The sequence below is a fragment of the Atopobiaceae bacterium genome (assembly GCA_022483015.1).
Classification (GTDB): Bacteria; Actinomycetota; Coriobacteriia; order Coriobacteriales; family Atopobiaceae; genus JALCUE01.
Genome location: JAKVOB010000001.1, coordinates 683,722 through 706,203 on the forward strand (window position 1 = coordinate 683,722; position 22,482 = coordinate 706,203).

33 protein-coding genes are annotated in these 22,482 nt (G+C 63.8%); 32 read left to right on the forward strand and 1 reads right to left on the reverse strand.

Annotated features, from left to right (window positions below):
• Positions 1-8 precede the first annotated feature (8 nt).
• The 31 genes from rplV (at position 9) to LKE50_03165 (ending at position 18,920) form a co-directional block, all read left to right on the forward strand.
• Entirely contained in the window at positions 9-371 is a 363-nt protein-coding gene (gene rplV, locus LKE50_03015) for a 50S ribosomal protein L22 (protein ID MCH3967582.1), read from the forward strand.
• A 7-nt stretch (positions 372-378) separates the two neighbouring features.
• Positions 379-1,086 (forward strand): 30S ribosomal protein S3, encoded by a 708-nt coding sequence (gene rpsC, locus LKE50_03020; GenBank protein ID MCH3967583.1) that lies wholly within the window; start codon positions 379-381, stop codon positions 1,084-1,086.
• Positions 1,086-1,514 (forward strand): 50S ribosomal protein L16, encoded by a 429-nt coding sequence (rplP, locus tag LKE50_03025; protein MCH3967584.1) that lies wholly within the window; start codon positions 1,086-1,088, stop codon positions 1,512-1,514. The genes rpsC and rplP overlap by 1 nt, the downstream gene beginning before the upstream one ends.
• 2 nt (positions 1,515-1,516) lie before the next feature.
• Positions 1,517-1,732, forward strand: a complete 216-nt coding sequence (rpmC, locus tag LKE50_03030) for a 50S ribosomal protein L29 (protein MCH3967585.1) — start codon at positions 1,517-1,519, stop codon at positions 1,730-1,732.
• A 19-nt stretch (positions 1,733-1,751) separates the two neighbouring features.
• On the forward strand, positions 1,752-2,018 hold the full coding sequence (gene rpsQ, locus LKE50_03035) for a 30S ribosomal protein S17 (GenBank protein MCH3967586.1): 267 nt from the start codon (positions 1,752-1,754) through the stop codon (positions 2,016-2,018).
• Between the two features lie 85 nt (positions 2,019-2,103).
• Positions 2,104-2,472 (forward strand): 50S ribosomal protein L14, encoded by a 369-nt coding sequence (rplN, locus tag LKE50_03040; protein ID MCH3967587.1) that lies wholly within the window; start codon positions 2,104-2,106, stop codon positions 2,470-2,472.
• Between the two features lie 13 nt (positions 2,473-2,485).
• Entirely contained in the window at positions 2,486-2,791 is a 306-nt protein-coding gene (rplX, locus tag LKE50_03045; protein ID MCH3967588.1) for a 50S ribosomal protein L24, read from the forward strand.
• A 241-nt stretch (positions 2,792-3,032) separates the two neighbouring features.
• On the forward strand, positions 3,033-3,623 hold the full coding sequence (gene rplE, locus LKE50_03050) for a 50S ribosomal protein L5 (GenBank protein ID MCH3967589.1): 591 nt from the start codon (positions 3,033-3,035) through the stop codon (positions 3,621-3,623).
• Between the two features lie 61 nt (positions 3,624-3,684).
• Entirely contained in the window at positions 3,685-3,870 is a 186-nt protein-coding gene (locus LKE50_03055) for a type Z 30S ribosomal protein S14 (protein ID MCH3967590.1), read from the forward strand.
• A gap of 95 nt (positions 3,871-3,965) precedes the next feature.
• Positions 3,966-4,364 (forward strand): 30S ribosomal protein S8, encoded by a 399-nt coding sequence (rpsH, locus tag LKE50_03060; GenBank protein MCH3967591.1) that lies wholly within the window; start codon positions 3,966-3,968, stop codon positions 4,362-4,364.
• Between the two features lie 29 nt (positions 4,365-4,393).
• The gene (gene rplF / locus LKE50_03065) at positions 4,394-4,930 is read left to right on the forward strand and encodes a 50S ribosomal protein L6 (protein MCH3967592.1); all 537 of its coding nucleotides are present in this window, start codon (positions 4,394-4,396) and stop codon (positions 4,928-4,930) included.
• A 64-nt stretch (positions 4,931-4,994) separates the two neighbouring features.
• Positions 4,995-5,363, forward strand: coding sequence for a 50S ribosomal protein L18 (gene rplR, locus LKE50_03070; protein ID MCH3967593.1), 369 nt, complete (start codon positions 4,995-4,997; stop codon positions 5,361-5,363).
• A gap of 10 nt (positions 5,364-5,373) precedes the next feature.
• On the forward strand, positions 5,374-5,895 hold the full coding sequence (gene rpsE, locus LKE50_03075) for a 30S ribosomal protein S5 (protein MCH3967594.1): 522 nt from the start codon (positions 5,374-5,376) through the stop codon (positions 5,893-5,895).
• Between the two features lie 2 nt (positions 5,896-5,897).
• Positions 5,898-6,083 carry a 50S ribosomal protein L30 gene (rpmD, locus tag LKE50_03080; protein MCH3967595.1) on the forward strand — a complete coding sequence of 62 codons (186 nt, stop codon included), beginning with the start codon at positions 5,898-5,900 and terminating at the stop codon, positions 6,081-6,083.
• Between the two features lie 10 nt (positions 6,084-6,093).
• On the forward strand, positions 6,094-6,543 hold the full coding sequence (gene rplO / locus LKE50_03085; GenBank protein MCH3967596.1) for a 50S ribosomal protein L15: 450 nt from the start codon (positions 6,094-6,096) through the stop codon (positions 6,541-6,543).
• Entirely contained in the window at positions 6,537-7,823 is a 1,287-nt protein-coding gene (gene secY, locus LKE50_03090; GenBank protein ID MCH3967597.1) for a preprotein translocase subunit SecY, read from the forward strand. Before rplO ends, secY begins: the two co-directional genes overlap by 7 nt.
• Positions 7,824-7,840: 17 nt before the next feature.
• Positions 7,841-8,467, forward strand: coding sequence for an adenylate kinase (locus LKE50_03095; GenBank protein ID MCH3967598.1), 627 nt, complete (start codon positions 7,841-7,843; stop codon positions 8,465-8,467).
• Complete coding sequence (map, locus tag LKE50_03100; protein MCH3967599.1) at positions 8,464-9,261, forward strand: type I methionyl aminopeptidase; 798 nt, start codon at positions 8,464-8,466, stop codon at positions 9,259-9,261. Before LKE50_03095 ends, map begins: the two co-directional genes overlap by 4 nt.
• A gap of 106 nt (positions 9,262-9,367) precedes the next feature.
• The gene (gene infA, locus LKE50_03105) at positions 9,368-9,586 is read left to right on the forward strand and encodes a translation initiation factor IF-1 (GenBank protein ID MCH3967600.1); all 219 of its coding nucleotides are present in this window, start codon (positions 9,368-9,370) and stop codon (positions 9,584-9,586) included.
• A gap of 92 nt (positions 9,587-9,678) precedes the next feature.
• Entirely contained in the window at positions 9,679-9,792 is a 114-nt protein-coding gene (rpmJ, locus tag LKE50_03110) for a 50S ribosomal protein L36 (GenBank protein ID MCH3967601.1), read from the forward strand.
• Between the two features lie 14 nt (positions 9,793-9,806).
• Complete coding sequence (gene rpsM / locus LKE50_03115) at positions 9,807-10,178, forward strand: 30S ribosomal protein S13 (GenBank protein MCH3967602.1); 372 nt, start codon at positions 9,807-9,809, stop codon at positions 10,176-10,178.
• A 12-nt stretch (positions 10,179-10,190) separates the two neighbouring features.
• On the forward strand, positions 10,191-10,586 hold the full coding sequence (gene rpsK, locus LKE50_03120; protein MCH3967603.1) for a 30S ribosomal protein S11: 396 nt from the start codon (positions 10,191-10,193) through the stop codon (positions 10,584-10,586).
• Positions 10,587-10,604: 18 nt separating this feature from the next.
• Positions 10,605-11,198, forward strand: a complete 594-nt coding sequence (gene rpsD / locus LKE50_03125) for a 30S ribosomal protein S4 (protein ID MCH3967604.1) — start codon at positions 10,605-10,607, stop codon at positions 11,196-11,198.
• 23 nt (positions 11,199-11,221) lie between these two features.
• The gene (locus tag LKE50_03130) at positions 11,222-12,163 is read left to right on the forward strand and encodes a DNA-directed RNA polymerase subunit alpha (GenBank protein MCH3967605.1); all 942 of its coding nucleotides are present in this window, start codon (positions 11,222-11,224) and stop codon (positions 12,161-12,163) included.
• A gap of 33 nt (positions 12,164-12,196) precedes the next feature.
• Positions 12,197-12,715 carry a 50S ribosomal protein L17 gene (rplQ, locus tag LKE50_03135; GenBank protein MCH3967606.1) on the forward strand — a complete coding sequence of 173 codons (519 nt, stop codon included), beginning with the start codon at positions 12,197-12,199 and terminating at the stop codon, positions 12,713-12,715.
• A 120-nt stretch (positions 12,716-12,835) separates the two neighbouring features.
• A complete protein-coding gene (locus tag LKE50_03140) occupies positions 12,836-14,227 on the forward strand; it encodes an energy-coupling factor ABC transporter ATP-binding protein (protein MCH3967607.1) in 1,392 nt (463 codons plus the stop codon).
• A complete protein-coding gene (locus LKE50_03145) occupies positions 14,218-15,030 on the forward strand; it encodes an energy-coupling factor transporter transmembrane protein EcfT (GenBank protein ID MCH3967608.1) in 813 nt (270 codons plus the stop codon). The genes LKE50_03140 and LKE50_03145 overlap by 10 nt, the downstream gene beginning before the upstream one ends.
• A gap of 113 nt (positions 15,031-15,143) precedes the next feature.
• Positions 15,144-15,923, forward strand: a complete 780-nt coding sequence (gene truA / locus LKE50_03150; protein ID MCH3967609.1) for a tRNA pseudouridine(38-40) synthase TruA — start codon at positions 15,144-15,146, stop codon at positions 15,921-15,923.
• Between the two features lie 9 nt (positions 15,924-15,932).
• The gene (locus tag LKE50_03155) at positions 15,933-16,910 is read left to right on the forward strand and encodes an arsenic efflux protein (protein ID MCH3967610.1); all 978 of its coding nucleotides are present in this window, start codon (positions 15,933-15,935) and stop codon (positions 16,908-16,910) included.
• Between the two features lie 32 nt (positions 16,911-16,942).
• On the forward strand, positions 16,943-17,695 hold the full coding sequence (locus tag LKE50_03160) for a hypothetical protein (protein MCH3967611.1): 753 nt from the start codon (positions 16,943-16,945) through the stop codon (positions 17,693-17,695).
• 145 nt (positions 17,696-17,840) lie between these two features.
• Positions 17,841-18,920: a glycosyltransferase gene (locus LKE50_03165; GenBank protein MCH3967612.1), complete on the forward strand. Its 1,080-nt coding sequence runs from the start codon at positions 17,841-17,843 to the stop codon at positions 18,918-18,920.
• Here LKE50_03165 and LKE50_03170 read toward each other — a convergent pair.
• Positions 18,917-20,755, reverse strand: coding sequence for a glycoside hydrolase family 13 protein (locus LKE50_03170; GenBank protein ID MCH3967613.1), 1,839 nt, complete (start codon positions 20,753-20,755; stop codon positions 18,917-18,919). The two genes, LKE50_03165 and LKE50_03170, sit on opposite strands and share 4 nt — an antisense overlap.
• 320 nt (positions 20,756-21,075) lie before the next feature.
• On the opposite strand from LKE50_03170, the gene LKE50_03175 reads away from it, so the two are divergent.
• Complete coding sequence (locus LKE50_03175; protein MCH3967614.1) at positions 21,076-22,413, forward strand: ABC transporter substrate-binding protein; 1,338 nt, start codon at positions 21,076-21,078, stop codon at positions 22,411-22,413.
• The last annotated feature ends 69 nt before the right edge of the window (positions 22,414-22,482 follow it).

Sequence of the window (22,482 nt, forward strand, 5' to 3'; positions counted from 1 at the left end):
ACTAGACAATGCCTAAGAGCACCAACACAAACCGCGTGTCCGCGACCGCGAAGTACGTCCGCGTCGCCCCGCGCAAGGCGCGTCTGGTCATCGACCAGATCCGCAACAAGTCCGTCGAGGCAGCCATGGAGACCCTCCAGTTCTCCGAGCGTGCCGTCGCCGAGGACGTCGAGAAGGTCCTCCGCTCCGCCGTGGCCAACGCCCAGAACAACGCCGGCCTTCGTGCCGACGACCTGGTCGTCGCCGAGGCCCACGTCGACGAGGGACCCACGCTGAAGCGCATCCGTCCTCGCGCAAAGGGTTCCGCATCGCGTATCAACAAGCGCACGAGCCACATCACTGTCACCGTCGCACCTCGAAAGGAGGCGTAGGGGAAGCATGGGCCAGAAAGTCTCACCTACCGGTTTCCGTCTCGGCATCACCGAGAACTGGCGCTCCCGCTGGTACGCCGACAAGGACTACGCCACCACGCTCGGCAACGACCTCGAGATCCGCAAGTTCCTCTCGAAGAAGCTCGAGCGCGCCGCCCTCTCCCGCGTGGAGATCGACCGCGCCGGCGACAAGGTCACCGTCACCATCTACACCGCCCGTCCGGGCATCGTGATCGGCAAGAAGGGTTCCGAGATCGACAACCTTCGTGCTGACCTCGAGAGGATCGCGAAGGTCGGCAAGGGTCAGGTCAAGGTCGACGTCATCGAGGTCAAGCGCCCCGAGCTCGACGCCAGCCTCGTGGCCCAGTCCATCGCCGAGCAGCTCGAGCAGCGCATCGCCTTCCGTCGTGCCATGAGGAAGGCCGTGCAGTCCGCCCGCAAGGCCGGTGCCAAGGGCATCCGTATCCAGTGCTCCGGTCGTCTCGGCGGTGCCGAGATGGGCCGTCGCGAGTGGTACCGCGAGGGCCGCGTGCCCCTGCACACCCTTCGTGCAAAGATCGACTTCGGCGAGGCCACCGCTCGCACCGCCATGGGCGCCTGCGGCGTGAAGGTCTGGATCTACCAGGGCGAGAAGCTCCCTGGTCAGCCCGCGCCCCAGCCTCAGCTCGAGGGCTCGAGCCGTCCTCGTCGCCGCAACGAGAGGAGGGGCAACTAATGCTGGCCCCTAAGCGTGTTCTACATAGGAAGGTGCAGCGTGGCTCCATGAAGGGCCAGGCAAAGGGCAACACCGAGCTGCACTTTGGTACCTATGGCCTCATGGCCCTCGACCGTCATTGGATCACCAACCGCCAGATCGAGGCCTGCCGTGTCGCCATGACGCGTGCCATGAAGCGTGGCGGTAGGGTCTGGATCACCATCTTCCCGGACAAGCCCATCACCAAGAAGCCCGCCGAGACCCGCATGGGCAAGGGCAAGGGTAACCCCGAGGAGTGGGTGGCCGTCGTGAAGCCTGGCCGCATCATGTTCGAACTTGGTGACGTAGACGAGGAAACGGCCAAGGAGGCCCTTCGTCTCGCACAGTACAAGCTGCCGATCAAGACCAAGATCGTCACCCGCGCCGACCAGGACGGGGAGGAAAAGTAGATATGAAGTCAACCGAGATCCGCGAGCTCACGGACGACGAGCTTGCCAAGAAGCTTGAGGAAGGCCGCTCCGAGCTCTTCAACCTGCGCTTCCAGATGGCAACGAGCCAGCTCGACAACACCGCTCGCGTCACAACCGTCAAGCGCGACATCGCCCGCGTCCAGACCGAGATGCGCGCACGTCAGATCGCAGCGGACGCCGCGTCCGCCACGAAGTAGAGAGCGCAGGAGAAGACAAATGAGCGAAAGCGATACCCGCAACCAGCGCAAGGTCCGTACCGGAATCGTCACCGCCATCTCTGGCGACAAGACCGTGACCATCCAGATCACCGACCGCAAGCGCCATGCCAAGTACGGCAAGATGATTACCGTCACCAAGAAGCTCCACTGCCATGACGAGGAGAACGCCGCCCACGTTGGCGACACCGTCCGCGTCATGGAGACCCGTCCCCTCTCCAAGACCAAGCGTTGGCGCGTCGTGGAGATTGTCGAGCAGGCCAAGTAGGCTGCATCAATCGTAGGCCGCTTCGACACATGTGCGCCGCACGCGTGGGCGCACCTCTGGGGTCGGACAAGGTTCGGAGGAACCAATGATTCAGATGGAGACCATGCTCGCCGTCGCCGATAACTCCGGCGCCCGTCGAGTGAAGTGCATCAAGATTATGGGCGGCTCCAAGCGTCGCTATGCCGGCCTCGCCGACATCGTGATCTGTGCCGTCCAGGAGGCCACCCCCGGTGGCTCCGTGAAGAAGGGCGACATCGTTCGTTGCGTCATCGTCCGCACGGTCAAGGAGTGCCGCCGCAAGGATGGCAGCTATATCAAGTTCGACCAGAATGCGTGCGTGCTGGTCGACAAGGACGGCAACCCCGTCGGCACGCGTATCTTCGGGCCTGTCGCTCGTGAGCTGCGCGACCACAAGTATATGAAGATCGTCTCGCTCGCACCCGAGACCCTGTAGAGGAGTGACCACCATGAACGTCAAGAAGGGCGACCTCGTCGAGGTCATCTCCGGAAAGGACCTTGGCAAGCAGGCAAAGGTCCTGCGTTGCATCCCCGCCGAGGGCAAGGTCGTCGTCGAGGGCGTGGCCGTCGTGAAGAAGGCCCAGCGTCCGACCCAGGCCAACCAGCAGGGTGGCATCATCGAGCAGGAGGCGGCCATCGACGTCTCTAACGTGATGCTCGTCTGCCCGAAGTGCGGCAAGGCGACTCGCGTCGCCCGTGGCACCTCGACCGAGGGCAAGGTCCGCGTCTGCAAGAAGTGCGGCGCCGAGTTCTAAGGCACGGCCCATCGCGCGTCAGTTCCTGACGTCTCTGTGGAGAATTCCACAGAGACGTCTTTTTTCGCTGGTGACCTGGTAATCGCGCGTAGGAAAACGTACTATTTGAACTTGCGTCTCTCTGCAGGGAGTATTCTGCCCATGCGTCGCGGAGGGACCAGGCTCCCAGGCATCCGTCTGGGAGGCACGAGGCAACAACCCCGTGCCCAAAGCCCCGTACCCTAGGAACTGGAGAACAAGCATGGCTGATAAGAAGGACAAGAAGGTCGAGGAGACCGCGAGCACGTACGTCCCTCGCCTCAAGACCAAGTACAACGACGAGGTGCGTGACGTCCTCGTCAAGCAGTTCGGCTATACCAACCCGCACATGGTCCCGCGCTTCGAGAAGATCGTCGTCAACATGGGCGTCGGCGAGGCTGCCACGGATGCCAAGGCCATCGACGGCGCCATCGCGGACCTGCGTACCATCACCGGACAGCAGCCGGCCATCTGCCGTGCCCGCAAGTCCATCGCAACGTTCCACCTTCGCGAGGGCCAGGCCATCGGTGCCAAGGTGACCCTTCGTGGCGACCGCATGTGGGACTTCTTCGACCGCCTCATCTCGGTCGCGATCCCTCGTATCCGCGACTTCCGTGGCGTCTCGCCCAAGAGCTTCGACGGCCATGGTAACTTCTCCATGGGCGTCACCGAGCAGCTCATCTTCCCCGAGATCGACTTCGACAAGATGGACCACGTCCGCGGCATGGACATCACGATCGTGACGAGTGCCCCCACCAACGAGGAGGGCAAGGCGCTCCTCTCGGCCTTCAACTTCCCGTTCGCAGACAAGTAGAGACAAGTCAGGCAACCCCGTCCCGGACAAGGGTCCGAGGCGTGCACAAGAAGGAGGATCTGTGGCTAAGACATCGATGATCGTCAAGGCAAACCGTGAGCCTAAGTACTCCACGCGTACCCAGAACCGCTGCCAGCGCTGTGGGCGTCCCCACTCCGTCTATCGCAAGTTCGGGCTCTGCCGTGTCTGCTTCCGCGAGCTGGCAAGCAAGGGCGAGCTTCCTGGCGTCAAGAAGTCGAGCTGGTAGGCTCGGCGCGCTGAAGCACCCGCGTCCAGGCGACCGTGCCACGGGCATGACCGAACCAGACGCAGAGGATTCATCTCAGACAAAGGAGAATCTGCATGAACGTTACTGACCCAATCGCCGACATGTTGACGCGCATCCGCAACGCCAACTCCGCCGGCAAGGCTACGGTGTCGATGCCGTCGAGCAAGGTGCTCGTCGAGATCGCACGCGTCATCAGCGAGGAGGGCTACGTCGAGGGCTATGCCGTCGAGGACACGAAGCCCCAGAAGACGCTCACCATCACGCTCAAGTATGGTGCCCGTCGCTCGCGCATCATCCGCGGCATCCGTCGCATCTCCAAGCCGGGCCTGCGCATCTACTCCGCAGCCAACGAGCTTCCCCGCGTCCTCGGTGGGCTCGGAACGGCCATCATCTCGACCTCGAAGGGTGTCATGTGCGACCGCGACGCCCGTACCGCCGGCGTCGGCGGCGAGGTTCTCGCATACGTCTGGTAACAACGGCAGGACAAGGAAAGGAGACCACCGTGTCCCGTATCGGTAAAATGCCTGTCCAGATTCCCGCCGGAGTCACCGCGACAGTCAAGGGCAACAGCATCCACGTGAAGGGCCCCAAGGGCGAGCTCGACCGTTCGTTCTCGGACCTCGTGACCATCAAGCAGGAGGGCGAGCAGGTCATCGTCGAGACCGTCGACGACTCGCGCGAGTCCAACTCGCAGCACGGCCTCACGCGCACGCTCATCCATAACATGGTCCTGGGCGTCTCCGAGGGCTTCTCAAAGAACCTCGAGCTCCAGGGCGTCGGCTATCGTGCCGCCCTCAAGGGCAAGAGCCTCGACCTCTCGCTGGGTTACTCGCATCCCGTCATCGTCGAGGCCCCCGAGAACATCTCCTACGAGGTCCCGGACAACACGCACATCGTCGTCAAGGGCATCTCGAAGGAGCAGGTCGGCCAGGTCGCGGCCGAGATTCGCGACAAGCGTCCGCCTGAGCCCTACAAGGGCAAGGGCATCCGCTACGAGGGCGAGCATGTCCGTCGCAAGCTCGGCAAGGCTGCCAAGTAGCGCATCGTCCCACGTCGCAAGTCCGTCACCCCGTCAGGTGGCGGCGTGAAGAAGGAGCTAGGGAATGAACAAGCAGAAGGCAAAGAAGGCCGGGCTCAAGCGCCGCGAGCGCAGGGTCCGTTCGAAGATCTGCGGCACCGCCGAGTGCCCGCGCCTCTCGGTGCATCGTTCGAACGCGCACATCTATGCGCAGATCATCGATGACGTCGACGGCAAGACGGTCTGCACCGCCTCGACGCTCGACGCCGAGATCAAGGCTGACGGCAAGGTCGGCTCGAACTGCGAGGCTGCCGAGAAGGTCGGCAAGCTCGTGGGCAAGCGTGCGATGGATGCAGGTGTCACCGAGGTCAAGTTCGACCGCGGCGGCCGCATCTACCACGGTCGTGTCAAGGCACTCGCTGACGGCGCCCGCTCCGCGGGTCTGAAGTTCTAGGAGGAATCACATGGCTCGTAACCAAAGGCGCAACGAGGACTCCGATCTTCAGGAGCGCGTCGTCTTCATCCACCGCGTGTCCAAGGTCGTCAAGGGCGGTCGTCGCTACTCGCTCGTCGCGATGGTCGTCGTGGGTGACGGCAAGGGTAACGTCGGGCTCGGCATGGGCAAGTCAGCCGAGGTGCCCCTGGCAATCCAGAAGGGCGTAGACGACGCGAAGAAGAACATGTTCAAGGTGCCCGTCACTGACACCGGAACCGTCCCCCACGAGGTCATCGGGCACTTCGGTGCCGGTCGCGTACTCATCAAGCCGGCAATCGAGGGTACCGGCGTCATCGCCGGCGGCCCGGTTCGTCCGCTCTTCGAGCTCGCTGGCATCAAGAACGTCCTCTCGAAGTCGCTCGGGACGTCCAACTCGCTTAACAGCATCAAGGCGGCTGCAGACGGTCTCAAGCGCCTGTCGAGCCCCGCAGACACCGCCGACCGTCGCGGCATCACCGTCGCCGAGATGTTCGTCGGGAAGGAGAACTAACGATGGCTAAGACCCTCAAGATCAAGCTCGTGAGGAGTGCCGTCGCGAGCGTCAAGCACGATCAGACGGCCACGTGCGCAGCCCTCGGCCTCCGCCGTATCGGCGACGTCGTGGAGCAGCCTGACAACGAGTCCATCCGTGGCATGGTCTTCAAGGTCAAGCACCTTGTTGACGTGGAAGAGAACTAGGAGTCTCCAAATGCAGCTCAACGATCTCCATCCCGCGGAGGGCTCGAAGAAGTCCCGCAAGCGCATCGGACGCGGCAACGCCTCCGGTCATGGCACCACTGCCGGCCGCGGCACCAAGGGTCAGCTTTCCCGTGCCGGCGGCGGCAAGGGTGCTGGCTTCGAGGGCGGGCAGCAGCCTCTCGCGATGCGCCTCCCCAAGCTCCCCGGGTTCCGCAATGTGAACAGGGTCGAGTACGCGCCCGTGAACGTGAGCCGCCTCGAGGCGAACTTCGCCGACGGCGATACCGTCGATGCCGAGGCACTCAAGGCCAAGGGCATCATCAAGAGCACCGATGTGGCTGTCAAGGTCCTCGGCGACGGTGAGCTCACCAAGAAGCTCTCCGTGCGCGTGGACAAGGTCTCCGCCTCCGCTCAGTCCAAGATCGAGGCGGCCGGAGGAAAGGTCGAGCTCCCGTGCTAAATGGGATACTCAACGCGTTCCGCGTTCCGGAGCTTCGTCGCAAGCTCCTGATCACGATCGGTATCCTGGTGCTGTATCGGGTGGGTGCCTACCTGCCCGTGCCGGGCATCCCGTTCTCGGACATGCTCACGCAGTACCAGAACTCCGCTGATACGACGGGTGCCGTCGCCGTGCTGAACCTGTTCAGCGGCGGCGCGCTCTCGCGTATGTCGGTCTTCTCGCTCGGGATCATGCCCTACATCACCGCCCAGATCATCATGCAGATGATGCAGTCGGTGGTTCCCTCTCTGGGAGACATGGCCAAGGAAGGCGAGTCCGGTCAGCGCAAGATCACGCAGTACACGCGCTACCTCACGGTAGGCCTGGCACTTCTCAACGCCATCGGGTACCTGTTCCTCTTCAAGAGCGACTCGTACGGCATCAGCTGGGACTCCACTGGCGTCCCTGGCGTGCTCATGGACATCATGGTCGTCGTGACGATGCTCGCGGGCGCAATCCTCATCATGTGGCTTGGCGAGGTCATCACGCAGCGTGGTGTCGGCAACGGCATGTCGCTCATCATCTTCGCTAACATCATGAGCGGGCTTCCCACGTCCATCATCCAGTCGTTCCAGAACTCTGACAACGGCGGCATCATGACGATCCTCATCGTCGTGGTCATCCTCGCGATTATCCCGCTCATCGTCTTCATCGAGCGTGGCCAGCGACGGATTCCCGTGCAGTATGCCAAGCGCGTCGTCGGACGGCGCGTCATGGGCGGGCAGGCAACGTACCTGCCGATCAAGGTCAACACGGCCGGCGTCATCCCCATCATCTTCGCGAGCGCGCTGCTGTACTTCCCCGCGCAGATCGCCGTGTTCTTCCCTAGCATCGACTGGATGCAGACCTTCGCCAACGCCGTCTCGTCCGGCTGGGTCAACTGGATCCTCTCGGTCGTGCTCATCGTCTTCTTCGCGTACTTCTACACCTCCATGGTGTTCAACCCCGAGGAGACGGCGGACACGCTCCGTAAGCAGGGCGGCTTCATACCCGGCGTCCGTCCGGGTGCGGCCACTGCGGCTTACATCAAGTCGACGCTGAGCCATATCACGCTGCCGGGCGCACTCTTCATGGCAGTCATCGCCGTCGTGCCTTCCATCATCTTCACCTTCACGTCGAACTCGCTCATCCAGGCCTTCGGCGGAACCTCGATCCTGATCATGGTGGGCGTCGCGCTCGACACCATCTCGCAGCTCGAGAGTCAGCTCAAGACTCACGACTACGAGGGCATCTTCAAGTAGAGCTGGGAGGATATCCGATGAACATCGTTCTGCTCGGAGCCCCCGGTGCCGGCAAGGGCACCCAGGCACAGAAGCTCGTGGAGGACTTCGGCATCGCCCACATCTCGACGGGTGACCTGCTCCGTGCCGCCGTCAAGGAGGGGAGCCGGCTCGGCCGCGAGGCCAAGTCCTACATGGACGAGGGCAAGCTGGTCCCGGACAAGCTCGTCATCGACCTGGTGAAGGAGCGCCTGGACGCAGATGACGCCCAGGGCGGCTTCATCCTCGACGGGTTCCCTCGCAACACGGCTCAGGCGGTCACGCTCGACTCGGAGCTCTCCGACCTCGGCAAGTCGCTCGATGCCGCGCTGCTCGTCGATGTGGCCCCCGAGGTCATCGTCGGGCGTCTCTCGTCCCGTCGTACCTGCCGTTCGTGCGGATACACCGCTCCTGCAGGTGTGGACGTCTGCCCCGCCTGTGGCGGCGAGATGTACCAGCGTGACGACGACAAGCCTGAGACCATCCAGCATCGTCTCGATGTCTACCAGTCGCAGACGGCACCGCTCGTGGAGTACTACCTCGGTCATGGGATCCTCGTCAAGGTCGACGGCGACCGTCCCGTTGATGATGTCTACGCCGACGTGAAGGCGCGTCTTTCACTATGATCAAAATCAAGACAGCTACTGAGATCGAGGGTATGAAGCCTGCAGGCTCCCTCTCGAAGATGGCCCTTCGTCGTGTCGGCCAGATGATCGAGCCTGGCGTGTCTACGCTCGAGCTTGACCGCGCGGCCGAGGGTCTCATCCGGCTCCACGGCGGGATTCCTGCCTTCAAGGGCTACGGCGGCTTCCCTGGCACCATCTGCTCGTCCATCAACGAGCAGGTCGTCCATGGCATCCCCTCCGAGGGCGTCATCCTCGAGGAGGGCGACATCGTCTCCATCGACACGGGTGCCATCGTCGACGATTGGGTCGGGGACAACGCATGGACCTTCTTCTGCGGCGAGCCCTCCCGCGAGCAGCGCGCCCTCTGCGAGGTCACGCGCGACTGCCTCAAGGCCGGCATCAAGCAGGCCGTCCCCGGCAATCACCTCGGTGACATCGGCCATGCCGTCCAGGAGCTCGCTGAGCGTCACGGCTTCGGCGTCGTCCGTGAGTATGTGGGACACGGTGTCGGTCATGACATGCACGAGGATCCCAACGTCCCCAACTACGGCAAGGCCGGTAGGGGTGTTCGGCTCCAGGCAGGCATGGTCATCGCCATCGAGCCCATGATCACACTCGGCACCTATGAGTGTGACGTCATGCCCAACCGTTGGACCGTGGTCACCGCTGACCACAAGAGCGCTGCGCACTATGAGAACACCATCGCCATCACCGAGGACGGTCCCGTGATCCTCACCACCGATGACGAGGGCTCTTGGTGCCCGCTCGAAGGTGGGAGCGAGGCCGCAGAATAGGCCTCTTGGGGAGATTCCTTGTCGGGGTCTGCCTACAGTGGACTTGTGCTCGGTTCTTCTGTAAGATGTTCTATCGCTGTCATGGTGCGAGGAGAGGGTACGGAATTTGAGCAAACAAGACGCAATCGAGCTAGAGGGCACGGTCGTAGAGCCGTTGCCTAACGCCATGTTCAAGGTGGAGCTCGAGAACGACCACACCATCCTCTGCACCATCTCGGGCAAGATCCGAATGAACTACATCAGGATCCTCCCCGGCGACAAGGTCGTCGTAGAGATGAGTCCCTACGACCTCACGCGCGGCCGAATCACCTACCGCTACAAGTAGGGTGGGCGCGTTGCACCATTCAGCCTAGGATATTCACGCCAGCGGCTGGGCGAAGACATAAGTTCGTATCAGCGCTACCGAAAGGAAGATCGATGAAGGTACGCCCTTCGGTCAAGAAGATGTGCGACAAGTGCAAGATCGTCCGTCGCCATGGCAAGGTTTACGTCATCTGTGAGAACCCGCGCCACAAGCAGCGCCAGGGCTAGAGAGGAGCACCAGGTTGGCACGTATCAACGGCGTCGACCTCCCGCGCGAGAAGCGCGTTGAGATCGGCCTCACCTATATCTTCGGCATCGGTCGTACGACTGCCTCCAAGATCTGCGCCGAGTGTGGCGTGGACCCTGCGACCCGCGTCCGCGATCTCACTGAGGACGAGGTCACCAAGATCCGCGACTACATTGACGCTAACTACGTCGTCGAGGGTGACCTTCGCCGCAACACCAAGCAGAACATTTCCCGCATGATGGAGATCGGCTGCTATCGTGGCCTTCGCCATCGCAAGGGTCTCCCTGTCCGTGGCCAGCGCACCCACACTAACGCTCGCACCCGTAAGGGCAAGAAGCGTCAGATCGGTGCCAAGAAGAGGGTCTAAGGGAGAATACACATGGCAGTTGCTAAGAAGAGCACTCGAGTCAAGCGTTCCGAGCGCAAGAACATCGCCGTGGGCCAGGCCCACATCCGGTCGACGTTCAACAACACGATCATCTCTATCACGGACCCCCAGGGCAACGTTATTTCCTGGCAGTCCGCGGGTACCGTGGGCTTCAAGGGGTCGCGTAAGTCCACCCCGTTCGCAGCTCAGATGGCAGCCGAGGCATGCGCCAAGGCAGCCATGGAGCACGGCGTCCACAAGGTCGCCGTCTTCGTCAAGGGCCCCGGCTCCGGTCGCGAGACGGCCATCCGCTCGCTTCAGGCAGCAGGGCTCGAGGTTTCGAGCATCCAGGACAAGACCCCAATCCCGCACAACGGTTGCCGTCCGTGCAAGCGTCGTCGCGTGTAGTCAGGAAGGAACCAAGCAATGGCAGTTGATAGGACCCCTGTCCTGAAGAGGTGCAGGTCCCTTGACATTGACCCCATCGTCATGGGGATCAACAAGAAGTCGAACCGTCAGCCCAAGCGTCAGCGTCGCCAGGAGAGCGAGTACGGCCATCAGCTTCGCGAGAAGCAGAAGGCCAAGTTCATCTATGGCGTCCTCGAGGACCAGTTCCGTGGTTACTACGAGAAGGCACTCAAGCTCGAGGGTGTCACTGGCGACAACCTCATGGTCATTCTCGAGACCCGTCTCGACAACGTCGTGTTCCGTCTCGGCTTCGCCCGTACGCGCAAGGAGGCTCGTCAGACCGTCCGTCATGGTCACATCACCGTGAACGGCAAGCGTGTCGACATCCCCTCGTACCGCGTCAAGGCTGGCGACGTCGTGGCCGTTGGCGAGAAGTTCAAGGAGCTCCTTCCCATCAAGGAGTCCCTCATCTCCACCGAGCACATGGCCGTGCCTGCGTGGCTTGAGGTCGACATCGAGAAGCTCCAAGGCTCAGTCCTGCAGCTTCCCACGCGCGACCAGATCGATCTCGACATCGATGCTCAGCTCATCGTCGAGCTCTACTCCAAGTAGCCCGCACCCGGTTGGAGGTACACATGTCCGAATTCATCCGACCGCAAGTGTCGGTAGAAGAGGTCAAGAACAATCTAGCTCGCGTGACCGTAGAACCGCTGGAGCGGGGCTACGGCGACACGCTCGGCAACTCGCTCCGTCGCGTCCTGCTCTCCTCTCTTGAGGGGGCGGCCGTCGAGGCCATCCAGATCGATGGCGTGCAGCATGAGTTCCAGACGGTCGAAGGCGTCTTCGAGGACGTCACCGACATCGTTCTCAACGTCAAGGGACTCACGTTCGCCTCGATGGGAACCGGTGACGAGGCCCTGGCCAGCATCTCCATCGATGGCCCTGCAACGGTCACCGGTGGCGACTTCAAGGTCCCTGCCGAGTTCGAGCTCATCAACCCCGAGCATGTTATCTGCACGCTCGGCGAGGGAGCCCACCTCACCATGCATATGCGCATCGGTGTGGGCCGCGGCTACGTCTCGGGAGACAACAACAAGCGCGACGATGACCCTATCGGTATCATCGACGTCGACTCGCTGTTCTCGCCTGTGCGTCGTTGCGCCAAGTCGGTGGAGCCCTGCCGCGTCGGTCAGCATACCGACTACGACCGTCTCGTCCTCGAGATCGAGACCGACGGTGCCATCACGCCGAGGGATGCCGTGGTCGAGGCTGCCAACATCATCAACCAGCACATGAGCGCCTTCATGACGCTGGCCGAGGAGGATGCGCCGGAGGAGGACTCCTCCATCTTCGCCCAGGGCGAGGAGGACGATAACTCAGAGCTCGACAAGCAGATCGAGGACCTGGACCTTTCCGTCCGCTCCTACAACTGCCTCAAGCGCGCCGGCATCCACTCCGTGCGTCAGCTCGTGGAGTTCTCGGAGAACGACCTGCTCAACATCCGTAACTTCGGCGTCAAGTCGATCGAGGAAGTCAAGGACAAGCTCGAGTCGATGGGGCTGGGCCTCAAGGCCTAGCACGCTGTAGAAAACCCTTTAGGAGCAACAAGCATGAGGCACAACAAGAAGAAGGGCATGAAGCTCGGCACCGACGCGAGCCATACCAAGGCCATGAAGAGGAGCCTCGTCGGCGCCCTCCTTGCGAACGACCGTATCAAGACCACGCTTCCGCGGGCCAAGGCCATTCGTCCCGATGTCGACCGCATCATCACCTGGGCCAAGAAGGGCGACCTCAGCAGCCGTCGTAATGCCATCGCGTGGCTGGGCGATGCCGAGCTCGTTCGCGAGACCTTCGAGAAGGCCGCTCAGGGCATGTGGTCCGACCGCAACGGCGGCTACACGCGCATCATGAAGCTCGGTCCCCGCAAGGGAGACAATGCCGAGGTCGTGATCATGGAGGTCGTCACCGAGGCCGTCAAGCCCAAGGACTCTGGCAAGACCGAGGTCAAGAAGGCTGCCAAGCCGCGCAAGGCTGCCAAGAAGGCCGAGACGCCTGCCGAGGAGGCTCCCGAGCCCGAGGCCGTGGCCACCGAGGCCGCGAGCGACGCCGAGGACACCAAGTCCGAGTAGATGCGTCTGGCTCTCATGACGTAGGACCTATGAGGGAGGCCCGGCTGCTGCCGTGGCCTCCCTCTTTCATTTCACGTCCCGTAGCGGGCCGACCGCGCAAGAACCGGAGGGAGGGTCGACATGATCGAGGTCTCACATGTGAGCCTCACCTATCAGGGTGAGGCTGCCCCTGCCCTCGACGACGTCTCCCTCCGCCTGGCGCCGGGCGAGCGGCTTGGCATCATGGGCCCTAACGGCTCCGGCAAGTCCACCCTCGCACGTCTCATGAATGGTGGGCTCGCTCCCGACTCTGGCAGCGTGGTCGTGGATGGGGCCGATCCCTCGTCAAGTCGTGAGCAGGCGCGTGAGGTCGCCCGTCTCGTCGCCTTCGTCCGTCAGGACCCGACCTCGCAGATCGTCTCGTCGAACGTACTGGAGGAGGTCTGCTTCGGTCCCTGCAACCTCGGTATCCCCCAGGAAGAGGTCTTGCAGCGGGCCCGCGGGTGCATCGATGAGGTAGGCCTAGGCAGACTTTCGTCGCAGAGGGTCGACACGCTCTCGGGCGGCGAACTCGAACGTCTGGCATTGGCCGGCGTCCTTGCCATGGACCCTTCCTACCTGGTGCTTGATGAGTCGCTCTCGCAGCTTGACGAGCCATCGCGTGCTCGCCTCCGCGCGCTCGTGTCGTCGCGGGTCGCTCGCGGCATGGGGCTTGTGCAGGTGACGCACGACCTTGCTGACGTAAGGTCGCTCGATCGGGTCATCTGCCTCGTTGACGGGGCCGTCGCATGGCAGGGCGCGCCCGCGGCCCTCCTGTCCGACGAATGCCTCCTCAAGCGCTTGGGCCTCGCGTGCGACCTGCCGACCCATGTGGCCCATGCGAGGGAGATGGGGGACACGCTCGAGGCAAGACAGCTGCGTGTCACGTACGGTGGTCGCCTCGTCCTCGATGACGTCATCCTGGCCGTGAGGCCCGGCGAGGTCGTCTGTGTGTCAGGAGCTTCCGGATGTGGGAAGACGACCCTCGCTCGTGTGCTGGCAGGTGTCCAGGAGCCTGATGCCGGTGAGGCGTTCCTCGGTGACCATGCCGTCGTGCCCGGACAGGTGGGTCTTGCCTTCCAAAGGCCCGAGGACCAGCTCTTCGCGGCGACGGTTGCCGAGGACGTCTCCTATGGCCCACGCAACCTCGGGGTCTCGGATGAGGACGTGCGTGAGCGTGCGAGAGGTGCCCTCGAGGCGGTTGGGCTCGACCCAGAGACGGTCGGCAAGCGGTCTCCCTTCCTGCTCTCTGGCGGCCAGAGGAGACGTGTCGGACTCGCGGGCATCGTGGCGCTGTCGCCTCGGGCCTATGTGTTCGACGAGCCCACGGTCGGTCTCGACGCCCGTGGTAAGGCCTTCCTGCATGGCCTGGTCGAAGACCTCGCGTCGGGTGGGGCACCGGTGGTCGTCGTGAGCCATGAGGTAGGGGAGTGGAAGGCCTCCTCCGACAGGGTGGTCCGACTTCGTGGAGGGGTGCTGGTCCCATGGGAATAGCGGCTCCGTTCGGGTCATACGTCATGACGGACTCCCCGGTGCATCGCCTCGATGCGCGTGTCAAGCTCATCCTCCTGCTTGCGCTCACCGTGGTGCTCTTCGTATGCCAGGAACCTGCGCTGGTCGTCCTCTGCGCCCTTGCCCTCATCCCACTCGTGCTGATGGCAAGGGTACCTCCCGCATCCCTCGCGCGTGGCGTCCTGCCCTGCATCGTGATCCTCGCGTTCTCGTTCCTCGCGAACGCGTTCGTGCTCGATGGGTCTGCCGACGTCGTTCTCTGGGGAAGCCTCGGGCTCTCGTGGGCCGGTCTGCTGCGGGGTGCCATGGCGGTGGCGCGAATCGTGCTGCTCGTGTGCTACGCGCTCGTGGTGTCGGCCACGACCACGTCCAACGAGCTTGCCGACGGGCTCGTGTCGCTCATGATGCCATTGCGTGCGCTCCATGTGCCCGTCGGTGACATCGCCATGACCCTCTCGATCGCACTTCGGTTCATTCCTGTGACGGTCTCGGAGTTCGATCGCATCCGCGCGGCACAGAGGGCACGTGGGGCCGACTTCGAGAGGGGGTCGGTGTTCCATCGCGTCGCGCGATGGGGCTCCGTGTTCGTGCCCCTCGTGGTGTCGCTCTTCATACGTGCCGACGGCCTTGCCGATGCCATGCGCGACAGGTGCTATCAGGGTGCTGACCGGACGCGGCTGTCCCAGCCCTTGCGCCGTGCCGATGTGGTCGTGCTCGTGGTGGGGGTCTTGGCCTGCTGCGGCGTCTGCCTGCTCGTAGGCATCTCGGCATGGGTGGTGCGCTGATGGGCATGCCAGAGGATCATCGCGAGGTCCCCGAGATGCTGTCGGCCCTTCGCGCCGCCTGGTCGGCGGTGCCGCACGAGGCCCCGCGTATCGGAGGCAAGCCGGCTGCGGCCATGCTCGTCCTCTTGCTCGGATATCGAGGGGCTGGCTTTGCGGGTTATGCCGAGCAGCCTGGACAGCGCACGGTGGCCGGTCAGCTCAGGCAGGCGCTCGAGACCTATCTACGTCGTCCCGTCGACATCACGTGCGCTGGGCGCACGGATGCTGGCGTCCATGCGCTCGCACAGTATGTGAGCCTGCCTGTCACGGAGGCCGAGCTCGGCATCCAGGGCAGGAGCCTGCTCCGTGGGCTCACGGCGCTCACCCCCGACGACCTGTCCGTCATGCGGGCCTATCGCGCCGAGGTCGGCTTCTCCGCACGATTCGACGCGCTCTCGAGGACATACCGATACCGCATCAGCGCCGGCCCGTCCCGCCCGGTGCTCGCCTGGGACCATGCCTGGTGGCTCAAGGGGAGGCTTGACGTCGATGCCATGGCGCGGGCCTCAAAGGTGCTCGTGGGCGAGCATGACTTCGCGAGCTTCTGCAAGACGTCCTCCGCGTTAGGCCGTCCGACCTGCCGGTATGTCAGCGACCTGTCGGTGGGAGAGGTCGACGAGTGCGGCGAGCGCCTCATCGCGATCGACGTCTGCGGCAATGCCTTCCTCCATTCCATGGTGCGCACCATCGCGGGCACGCTCGTCGAGGTGGGCTCCGGCCGCCGATCGGTCGAGTGGGTCTCCGAGGCGCTCGCGGCCTGCGACCGCCGCGCTGCGGGTCCCTGCGCCCCGGCCCGCGGGCTCACCTTCGTCGCGGTGGACTATCCCTCGGACTCGCTCGTTCCCTGGAAGTAGGCATATCCCATGGACATCATCATCGACGCCCTTTCCGACGGCGTCATAGACACGCTCAAGCTCGTTCCCTTCCTCCTCGCGACCTATGTGGTCATGGAGCTGCTGGAGCATGGCGCATCTGCTGCCAGCGAGCGCTTCGTGCGTGATGCGGGCCATGCCGGCCCTGTGGTGGGAGCCGTCCTCGGTGCCCTGCCGCAATGCGGGTTCTCGGCCATGGCAGCGACGCTCTATGCCGGTCGCGTGGTCACGTTGGGCACGCTGCTGGCCGTGTTCCTCTCGACCAGTGACGAGATGCTGCCTGTCTTCATCGCCAGCCAGGCCCCACTCTCGACGATGGCGGCCATCCTGGGGTCGAAGGTCGCGCTGGGCCTCGTGGCGGGCCTCGCGATTGATGCGGTGCTCCGCGCGCTCCATCGGGCGGGGGATGGGCACATCCACATCCATGAGCTCTGCGAGCGTGCGCACTGCCACTGCGAGGAGGAGGACGAGAAGGGCCATGGGGCTGACGAGGACGCGTCGGAAGGCGACGCCACCTCGTGTGGGACCTGCGTCCATGACGGCCACGAGCATGGGTCCTCGCATGTCCGTGCATGGTCGGTCGTGAGGAGCGCCCTCGTGCACACCTTGCAGGTGAGCTTCTTCATCCTGCTGGTGAGCGTCGCACTCGACATCGTGATCTCGCTCGTGGGGACGGATGCCTTCGCGGCCGTGGCAGCCCAGCATCCCGTCCGCGCCACGCTCCTTGCGGGGCTGGTCGGGCTCATTCCCAACTGTGGGGCCTCTGTCGCCATATCGGAGCTCTATCTCACGGGCTCCTTGGGGGCCGGGGCCATGTTCGCGGGGCTGTCGGTCTCTGGTGGCGTGGGCCTGCTCGTCCTGTTCCGCACCAACTCGAGCGCGCGCGAGAACCTGCTCATCATGGTCCTGCTCTATGCTATCGGTGTCACGGCGGGCCTCCTGGTGGGGGCCCTGGGCATCACCTTCTAGGGTGGTCGGGGATGTTGAAGGGGCGCAAGGCGATGGGTCGCGAACGCTATCAGAGGCCTGACGACCCGCGGGGCTCCTCGGGGCACCGTACGGTAGGTGCCGTCGTCGTGCTCCTGGTGCTCGTCATAGGCGGCATCCTCGGGGGTCTCTGGCTGTGGGACAAGGCCAACGATGACTCCAAGGTCGGGAGCCATGACCTCGCCCAGGCGGCGACGGCGAGCGCGACGGCGGCGACGGCCCCGTCGGGCACGCACCTCTCGACCGACGCATTCTCCAACCTCCTCGTCCTCACGGTGGATGACACCTCTGCAGGGAACCCCTCCCTCCAGGGGGCCTATCTCCTCGTCCTGGACACGACCGCTTCGAAGGGCACGCTCGTCACCCTGCCGACCGCCATGTCCGTCGATGCGGGCTCAGGAGGGCAGACCCTGGCGCAGCTCTTCTCGTCCGAGGGTTCCGCCTCATGCGTGGTGCCCCTCGCCGAGGCGACGTCCGTGTCGGTCTCACATGTGGTCGAGATGGACGTGTCGAGCTGGGACACGCTATGGGGGATGCTCAAGGACGGGGCCTCGGCATCCGACCTCATGTCGCAGGCGACGGGCCTCGTCTCCTCGATGCGCACGGACATGGACGCGACGTCGCTGCTCTCGTACATGCAGGAGGTCAGGGGCGTCGGGAGGGCGAACCTGTCCGAGGATGACCTCACGTCCTCCGGGGGCTCGACCGCGAACGTCGATGCCACGCAGCTCGGCATGGCGGTGGGGACGCTCGTCGCGGACGAGTGAGCCGCTCGGTCCCGTCGGCCTTGGCTCGCGTGCGGATTTCTCCTGGAATCAGGCAGGCATCACGCTTGCTGCAACCGTTCCCCCCTGCCGTGCTGATACCCTTTCCACTGATGGCATCAATGGCTGACGGTAGGAGGGCTGCTCCTTGTCTCGTGTCTCTACGCACACCCCTCGGGTCACGGTCATCATGCCCGTCTATAACGTCGACCGCTACGTCGGTCGCGCCATCGAGAGCATCCAGAACCAGACCCTTTCCGACTTCGAGCTCCTCGTGGTCGATGACGGGTCCACCGACCGCAGCGGCGAGGTGGCAGACCGAATCGCCGAGCAGGACATCCGTATCGACGTCATCCATACCGAGAACCAGGGCGCCGCTCGCGCCCGTAACGTCGCGCTCGACCGGGCCCGCGGCACGTATGTCGCCTTCATCGACGGCGATGACTGGCTCGACCCAGGCGCCTTGGCCGAGCTCGTCTCGATAGCCGACACCAACGACCTCGAGCTCGTGGTCGCGGGCTTCTTCATCGAGACCTTCTATGGCAACGGTGACCAGCATACGACCGAGGTCAAGTCCCAGCCGTCGCAGGTCTTCTCGACGCAGCAGGAGTTCCGCACGCAGGCCTGGCGCCTGTTCGACCAGAACCTCCTATATCCGCCCTGGAACAAGCTCTACCTGCGCAGCCGCATCGAGGAGCTTGGGCTCCGATTCAAGCCGACCTTCTGGGACGACTTCCCCTTCGTCCTCGACTTCATCCGAGATGTGAGTCGGGTGGGGGTCACCGAGAAGCCGTACTACCATTTCATCCGACTCAGGGCCGAGAGCGAGACGAGCCGCTGGCGCGACAACATGTACGAGAAGCGCGAGGAGGAGCACGGCTGGATGCTCGACCTCTACGAGCACTGGGGGCTCTCTGGTGACCCTGCGAGCATGGAGGTCGTGCAGCGACGTTACATCGAGCGCCTCGTGGGGTGCATAGAGAACGTCTGCGAGCCGAGCTGCACGCTCAGCACCACCGAGAAGCGCGCGCTCATCGCCAAGATGATCTCGACCGATCGCGCCCAGCTCGCGGTGGAGGTCGCCCATCCCCAGTCCAAGATGATGAGTGCGATGCTCGTACCGATACGTCGCAAGGACGCCGCGATGGCCCTCACGGAGGGCCAGGTCATCTCATACGTCAAGCGTCATAACACGAAGCTCTTCGCCACGCTCAAGGCCAATCGCTAGCGGTCGGCCTCGTCGCCGGTCATGACCCAGGCGCATGCGTCCTGGCAGAGCCGTCCCTCCTCGTCGAGTGGGGCGGAGGTGAGGAGTACCCTCCCCTCCGGGAGCGTGCATGGCTGCCTGCCGAAGTTCGCGAGGCAGGCCCAGCCGTTCGCACGTCGGTAGGCGATGACGCCGCCCTCGAGACCTTCCGCGCCGTCGGGGGCACCTGACGGCGCATCCTCATCGAGCCACTGGAAGTCGTTCATCCGGGCGAGGTCGTCCGTGGGGTTCCTGAGGGTGTGACGCAGGCGGAGCGCCTCGCGATAGAAGGCGAGTGTCGAGCTCTCGTCAGACGACTCGACGTCGACGGCGTCCCCGCCGAACCAGGACGGCTGGGGGAGGTGCGGGCCAGTGGCCTCTCGACCGTCCTGCGCCGTCCGAGGGGAGAACCCGAAACTGCCTCCGAGGCCGAACTCGTCGTCCGCATGTGCCAGGCAGGGGGCGTCCGAGGACGTCCACGGAAGCGGGACCCGGCATCCGTCACGTCCCTTGAAGGTCGCGGCCTGTACGGAGCAGGTGGCGGTGGGGTCCTCGAGGCAGTCCCAGGGCAGGTCGGCGACCTCGAAGAGGCCGAGCTCCTCTCCCTGCCAGAGGTAGGCCGAGCCCGGGAGTGCCAGCTCGAGGAGGAGTGCCGCACGTGCCCTCCTGAGCCCGAGTGCGCGATCCTCGTGGTAGCTCCTGCCGTCGCGCGTGAGCCAGTCCTTCGCAAGCTGATGGAAGGCGGTCCCCTCGACCTGGGGGAGGGCATAGCGCGAGGTGGCCCTCACCATGTCATGGTTGGAGAGGACCCAGGTGGATGTGGAACCTGCCCTCCTGCCGCTGGCGACGCCCGCCTCGATGGCGTCATGGAGCCCATCGCGGCTCCAGAGGCTCTTCGCGAAGTCGAAGTTGAACACCTGGCCGAGCTCGTCGGTGCTGGCGTAGAGGTACTGACGCTCCGGCTCGACCCATGCCTCGCCCACGGCGAACCGGCGGGGCTCGTACTCGTCCAGGACGCGTCTCCAGGAACGGTAGATGTCATGCAGCTCGTTACGGTCGTAGAGCGGGTGGCTCCCATCGATGGGAAGCCATGACTCCCCGACCGCGTCCCAGCGGTCGAGCTCCTCGACGGGACGGTCGAGGTCCTTCGCGAGACCATGTGCCACGTCCACGCGGAACCCATCCGTCCCGTGGTCGCACCAGAAGCGCAAGGTCCTCTCGAAGTCGGCGCGCACCTCGGCGTTGTCCCAGTTGAGGTCTGGCTGCTGCCAAGCGAACAGGTGCAGGTACCACTGGCCGTCGGGGGTGCCGTCGGACATGGTCTCGGGCATGCGTTCCCAGGTCGATCCCCCGAAGTGCGAGGTCCAGGTGGTCGGGGGCTCCTCCCCGTGTTCCCCGAGACCGTCACGGAAGAGGTAACGGTCCCTTGCGGGCGAGCCCGGGGGAGAGGCGATGGCCTCCCTGAACCAGGGGTGGAGGCGTGAGGTGTGGTTGGGCACGAGGTCGACCACGACGCGGAGGCCTCGCGCATGGGCTGCTGCCGTGAGGGCATCGAAGTCGTCGATGGTCCCCAGGCGTGGGTCGATGGCCCGATAGTCCTCGACGTCATAGCCGCCGTCTGCGAGCTCGCTCGGATAGAAGGGGGTGAGCCAGAGGGCGTCGACCCCCAGGTCTGCGAGGTAGTCGATCTTCGAGGTGATCCCGGCGAGGTCGCCGATGCCGTCGCCGTCGGAATCCTTGAACGACCGGGGGTAGACCTCGTACACGACCGCCTGGGCCCACCAGTTCTCGTCGGTGGCCTGTCCCATGGAATCCATGGCGCTCCTTTCTGCATGCTCGTAAGAGGTTCAAACAAATAACGTCGATATTCTTATCATAGATGAGGCGTCCATCCGTCAAGAACTCAAAGTTTTACCTACTAATTTCTGAGATTTAAATGGACAGCTCGTTTACCAGGTGCAATACCGCTCGTTGTCAAAATCCTACCATTGAGCCGAAAACATGTTCAAACAAATTACGCATGACTTAGAGTGTAGACGTTCAAACAACAGAGTCAACGAGGAGCGCGCTCCTCAGAGGACAGGAATCAGGGTGGGGCCACAGGTCCTGCCTAGGCGGTATCAACAGGGAGGAAGACATGGGCGCTAACGGATTGAACCAGAGCATGAGCAGGAAGCAGTTCGTGATGCTGGGAGGTGCCGTCCTCGCGGGGCTCGGCCTCAGCGCATGTGGCGGCTCCGGCTCCTCGACGAGCTCGAGCACGACAAGCTCCACCACGGCCGCGGCCACGGGAACGGTCTACTACCTCAACTTCAAGCCGGAGGCCGACGAGCAGTGGCAGGCGCTCGCGAAGACCTATACCGACCAGACGGGCGTCGAGGTCAAGGTCGTCACCGCAGCCTCCGGAACCTATGAGGAGAAGCTCAAGAGCGAGATGTCCAAGAGCTCTGCGCCGACGCTCTTCCAGGTCAGCGGCTATGTCGGACTCGAGAACTGGAAGGAGTACTGCGCCGACCTCTCGGGCACCGACATCTACAACCAGCTCACCGACACCAACCTGGTGCTCAAGGAGGACTCGAAGGTCGACGCCATCGGCTACGTCGAGGAGTACTTCGGCATCATCTACAACAAGACCCTGCTCACGAAGGCGGGCTACTCCGAGTCCGACATCACGAGCTTCGCCACGCTCAAGAAGGTCTGCGACGACATCCAGGCCCGCAAGGACGAGCTCGGCGTGAAGGGTGCCTTCACGAGTGCCGGCATGGACTCGAGCTCGAGCTGGCGCTATACCAACCACCTCGCTGACATTCCCCTGTACTACGAGTTCAAGGAGGACAACGTCACCAACCCCGATTCGATCAAGGGCACCTACCTCCCCAACTACAAGGACATCTTCGACCTCTACATCACGGACAGCACCTGCGACAAGGCGTCCCTCTCGGCCAAGACCGCTGATGACGCCACGAGCGAGTTCGTGAACGGCGAGGCCGTCTTCTATCAGAACGGCACCTGGGCCTATGACGACATCAAGGCCCTCGGCGACGACACCTTCGGTCTCCTCCCCATCTACATCGGCGTGACCGGCGAGGAGAAGCAGGGCATCTGCGCGGGTACCGAGAACTACTGGTGCGTCAACACCGAGGCCTCCGAGGATGACCAGAAGGCAACGCTCGACTTCATGAACTGGGTCGTCACCTCTGACGAGGGCACCAAGTCGCTCGCCGACGACATGGGATTCAACTGCCCGTTCAAGAGTGCGAAGGCGGCCTCGAACCCGCTCGTCAAGATCGCGAACACGGTGAACTCCTCCAAGACCCCCGTCTCGTGGGCATTCTCCGTCCAGCCGGGCGACGAGTACCGCAAGACCCTCGCCAACGCGCTCACTGCGTATGCCGCAGGTGGCACATGGGATGACGTCAAGGTCGCCTTCGTGGACGACTGGGCGACCGAGAAGGCGGCCTCTGCGTCCGCATAGGGCCTGGGGAACCGCATCTCATCCATGTCATGAGAGGGGAGGGGCGCAGCGTGCACGTCGTCTGCGCCC

Bases quoted from the DNA above. Each gene is read 5' to 3' on its own strand.
- LKE50_03160 (MCH3967611.1), top strand. From the start codon at position 16,943: ATGGGTCGCGAACGCTATCAGAGGCCTGACGACCCGCGGGGCTCCTCG.
- rpsQ (MCH3967586.1), top strand. From the start codon at position 1,752: ATGAGCGAAAGCGATACCCGCAACCAGCGCAAGGTCCGTACCGGAATC.
- rpmD (MCH3967595.1), top strand. From the start codon at position 5,898: ATGGCTAAGACCCTCAAGATCAAGCTCGTGAGGAGTGCCGTCGCGAGC.
- rpsE (MCH3967594.1), top strand. From the start codon at position 5,374: ATGGCTCGTAACCAAAGGCGCAACGAGGACTCCGATCTTCAGGAGCGC.
- rplN (MCH3967587.1), top strand. From the start codon at position 2,104: ATGATTCAGATGGAGACCATGCTCGCCGTCGCCGATAACTCCGGCGCC.
- LKE50_03095 (MCH3967598.1), top strand. From the start codon at position 7,841: ATGAACATCGTTCTGCTCGGAGCCCCCGGTGCCGGCAAGGGCACCCAG.
- rpmJ (MCH3967601.1), top strand. From the start codon at position 9,679: ATGAAGGTACGCCCTTCGGTCAAGAAGATGTGCGACAAGTGCAAGATC.
- rpmC (MCH3967585.1), top strand. From the start codon at position 1,517: ATGAAGTCAACCGAGATCCGCGAGCTCACGGACGACGAGCTTGCCAAG.
- LKE50_03140 (MCH3967607.1), top strand. From the start codon at position 12,836: ATGATCGAGGTCTCACATGTGAGCCTCACCTATCAGGGTGAGGCTGCC.
- rpsH (MCH3967591.1), top strand. From the start codon at position 3,966: ATGAACGTTACTGACCCAATCGCCGACATGTTGACGCGCATCCGCAAC.
- rplX (MCH3967588.1), top strand. From the start codon at position 2,486: ATGAACGTCAAGAAGGGCGACCTCGTCGAGGTCATCTCCGGAAAGGAC.
- rpsC (MCH3967583.1), top strand. From the start codon at position 379: ATGGGCCAGAAAGTCTCACCTACCGGTTTCCGTCTCGGCATCACCGAG.
- LKE50_03175 (MCH3967614.1), top strand. From the start codon at position 21,076: ATGGGCGCTAACGGATTGAACCAGAGCATGAGCAGGAAGCAGTTCGTG.
- rplQ (MCH3967606.1), top strand. From the start codon at position 12,197: ATGAGGCACAACAAGAAGAAGGGCATGAAGCTCGGCACCGACGCGAGC.
- LKE50_03130 (MCH3967605.1), top strand. From the start codon at position 11,222: ATGTCCGAATTCATCCGACCGCAAGTGTCGGTAGAAGAGGTCAAGAAC.
- rpsD (MCH3967604.1), top strand. From the start codon at position 10,605: ATGGCAGTTGATAGGACCCCTGTCCTGAAGAGGTGCAGGTCCCTTGAC.
- truA (MCH3967609.1), top strand. From the start codon at position 15,144: ATGCTCGTCCTCTTGCTCGGATATCGAGGGGCTGGCTTTGCGGGTTAT.
- rplV (MCH3967582.1), top strand. From the start codon at position 9: ATGCCTAAGAGCACCAACACAAACCGCGTGTCCGCGACCGCGAAGTAC.
- LKE50_03155 (MCH3967610.1), top strand. From the start codon at position 15,933: ATGGACATCATCATCGACGCCCTTTCCGACGGCGTCATAGACACGCTC.
- rpsK (MCH3967603.1), top strand. From the start codon at position 10,191: ATGGCAGTTGCTAAGAAGAGCACTCGAGTCAAGCGTTCCGAGCGCAAG.
- rplP (MCH3967584.1), top strand. From the start codon at position 1,086: ATGCTGGCCCCTAAGCGTGTTCTACATAGGAAGGTGCAGCGTGGCTCC.
- map (MCH3967599.1), top strand. From the start codon at position 8,464: ATGATCAAAATCAAGACAGCTACTGAGATCGAGGGTATGAAGCCTGCA.
- LKE50_03145 (MCH3967608.1), top strand. From the start codon at position 14,218: ATGGGAATAGCGGCTCCGTTCGGGTCATACGTCATGACGGACTCCCCG.
- rplO (MCH3967596.1), top strand. From the start codon at position 6,094: ATGCAGCTCAACGATCTCCATCCCGCGGAGGGCTCGAAGAAGTCCCGC.
- rplR (MCH3967593.1), top strand. From the start codon at position 4,995: ATGAACAAGCAGAAGGCAAAGAAGGCCGGGCTCAAGCGCCGCGAGCGC.
- LKE50_03170 (MCH3967613.1), bottom strand. From the start codon at position 20,755: ATGGATTCCATGGGACAGGCCACCGACGAGAACTGGTGGGCCCAGGCG.
- rplE (MCH3967589.1), top strand. From the start codon at position 3,033: ATGGCTGATAAGAAGGACAAGAAGGTCGAGGAGACCGCGAGCACGTAC.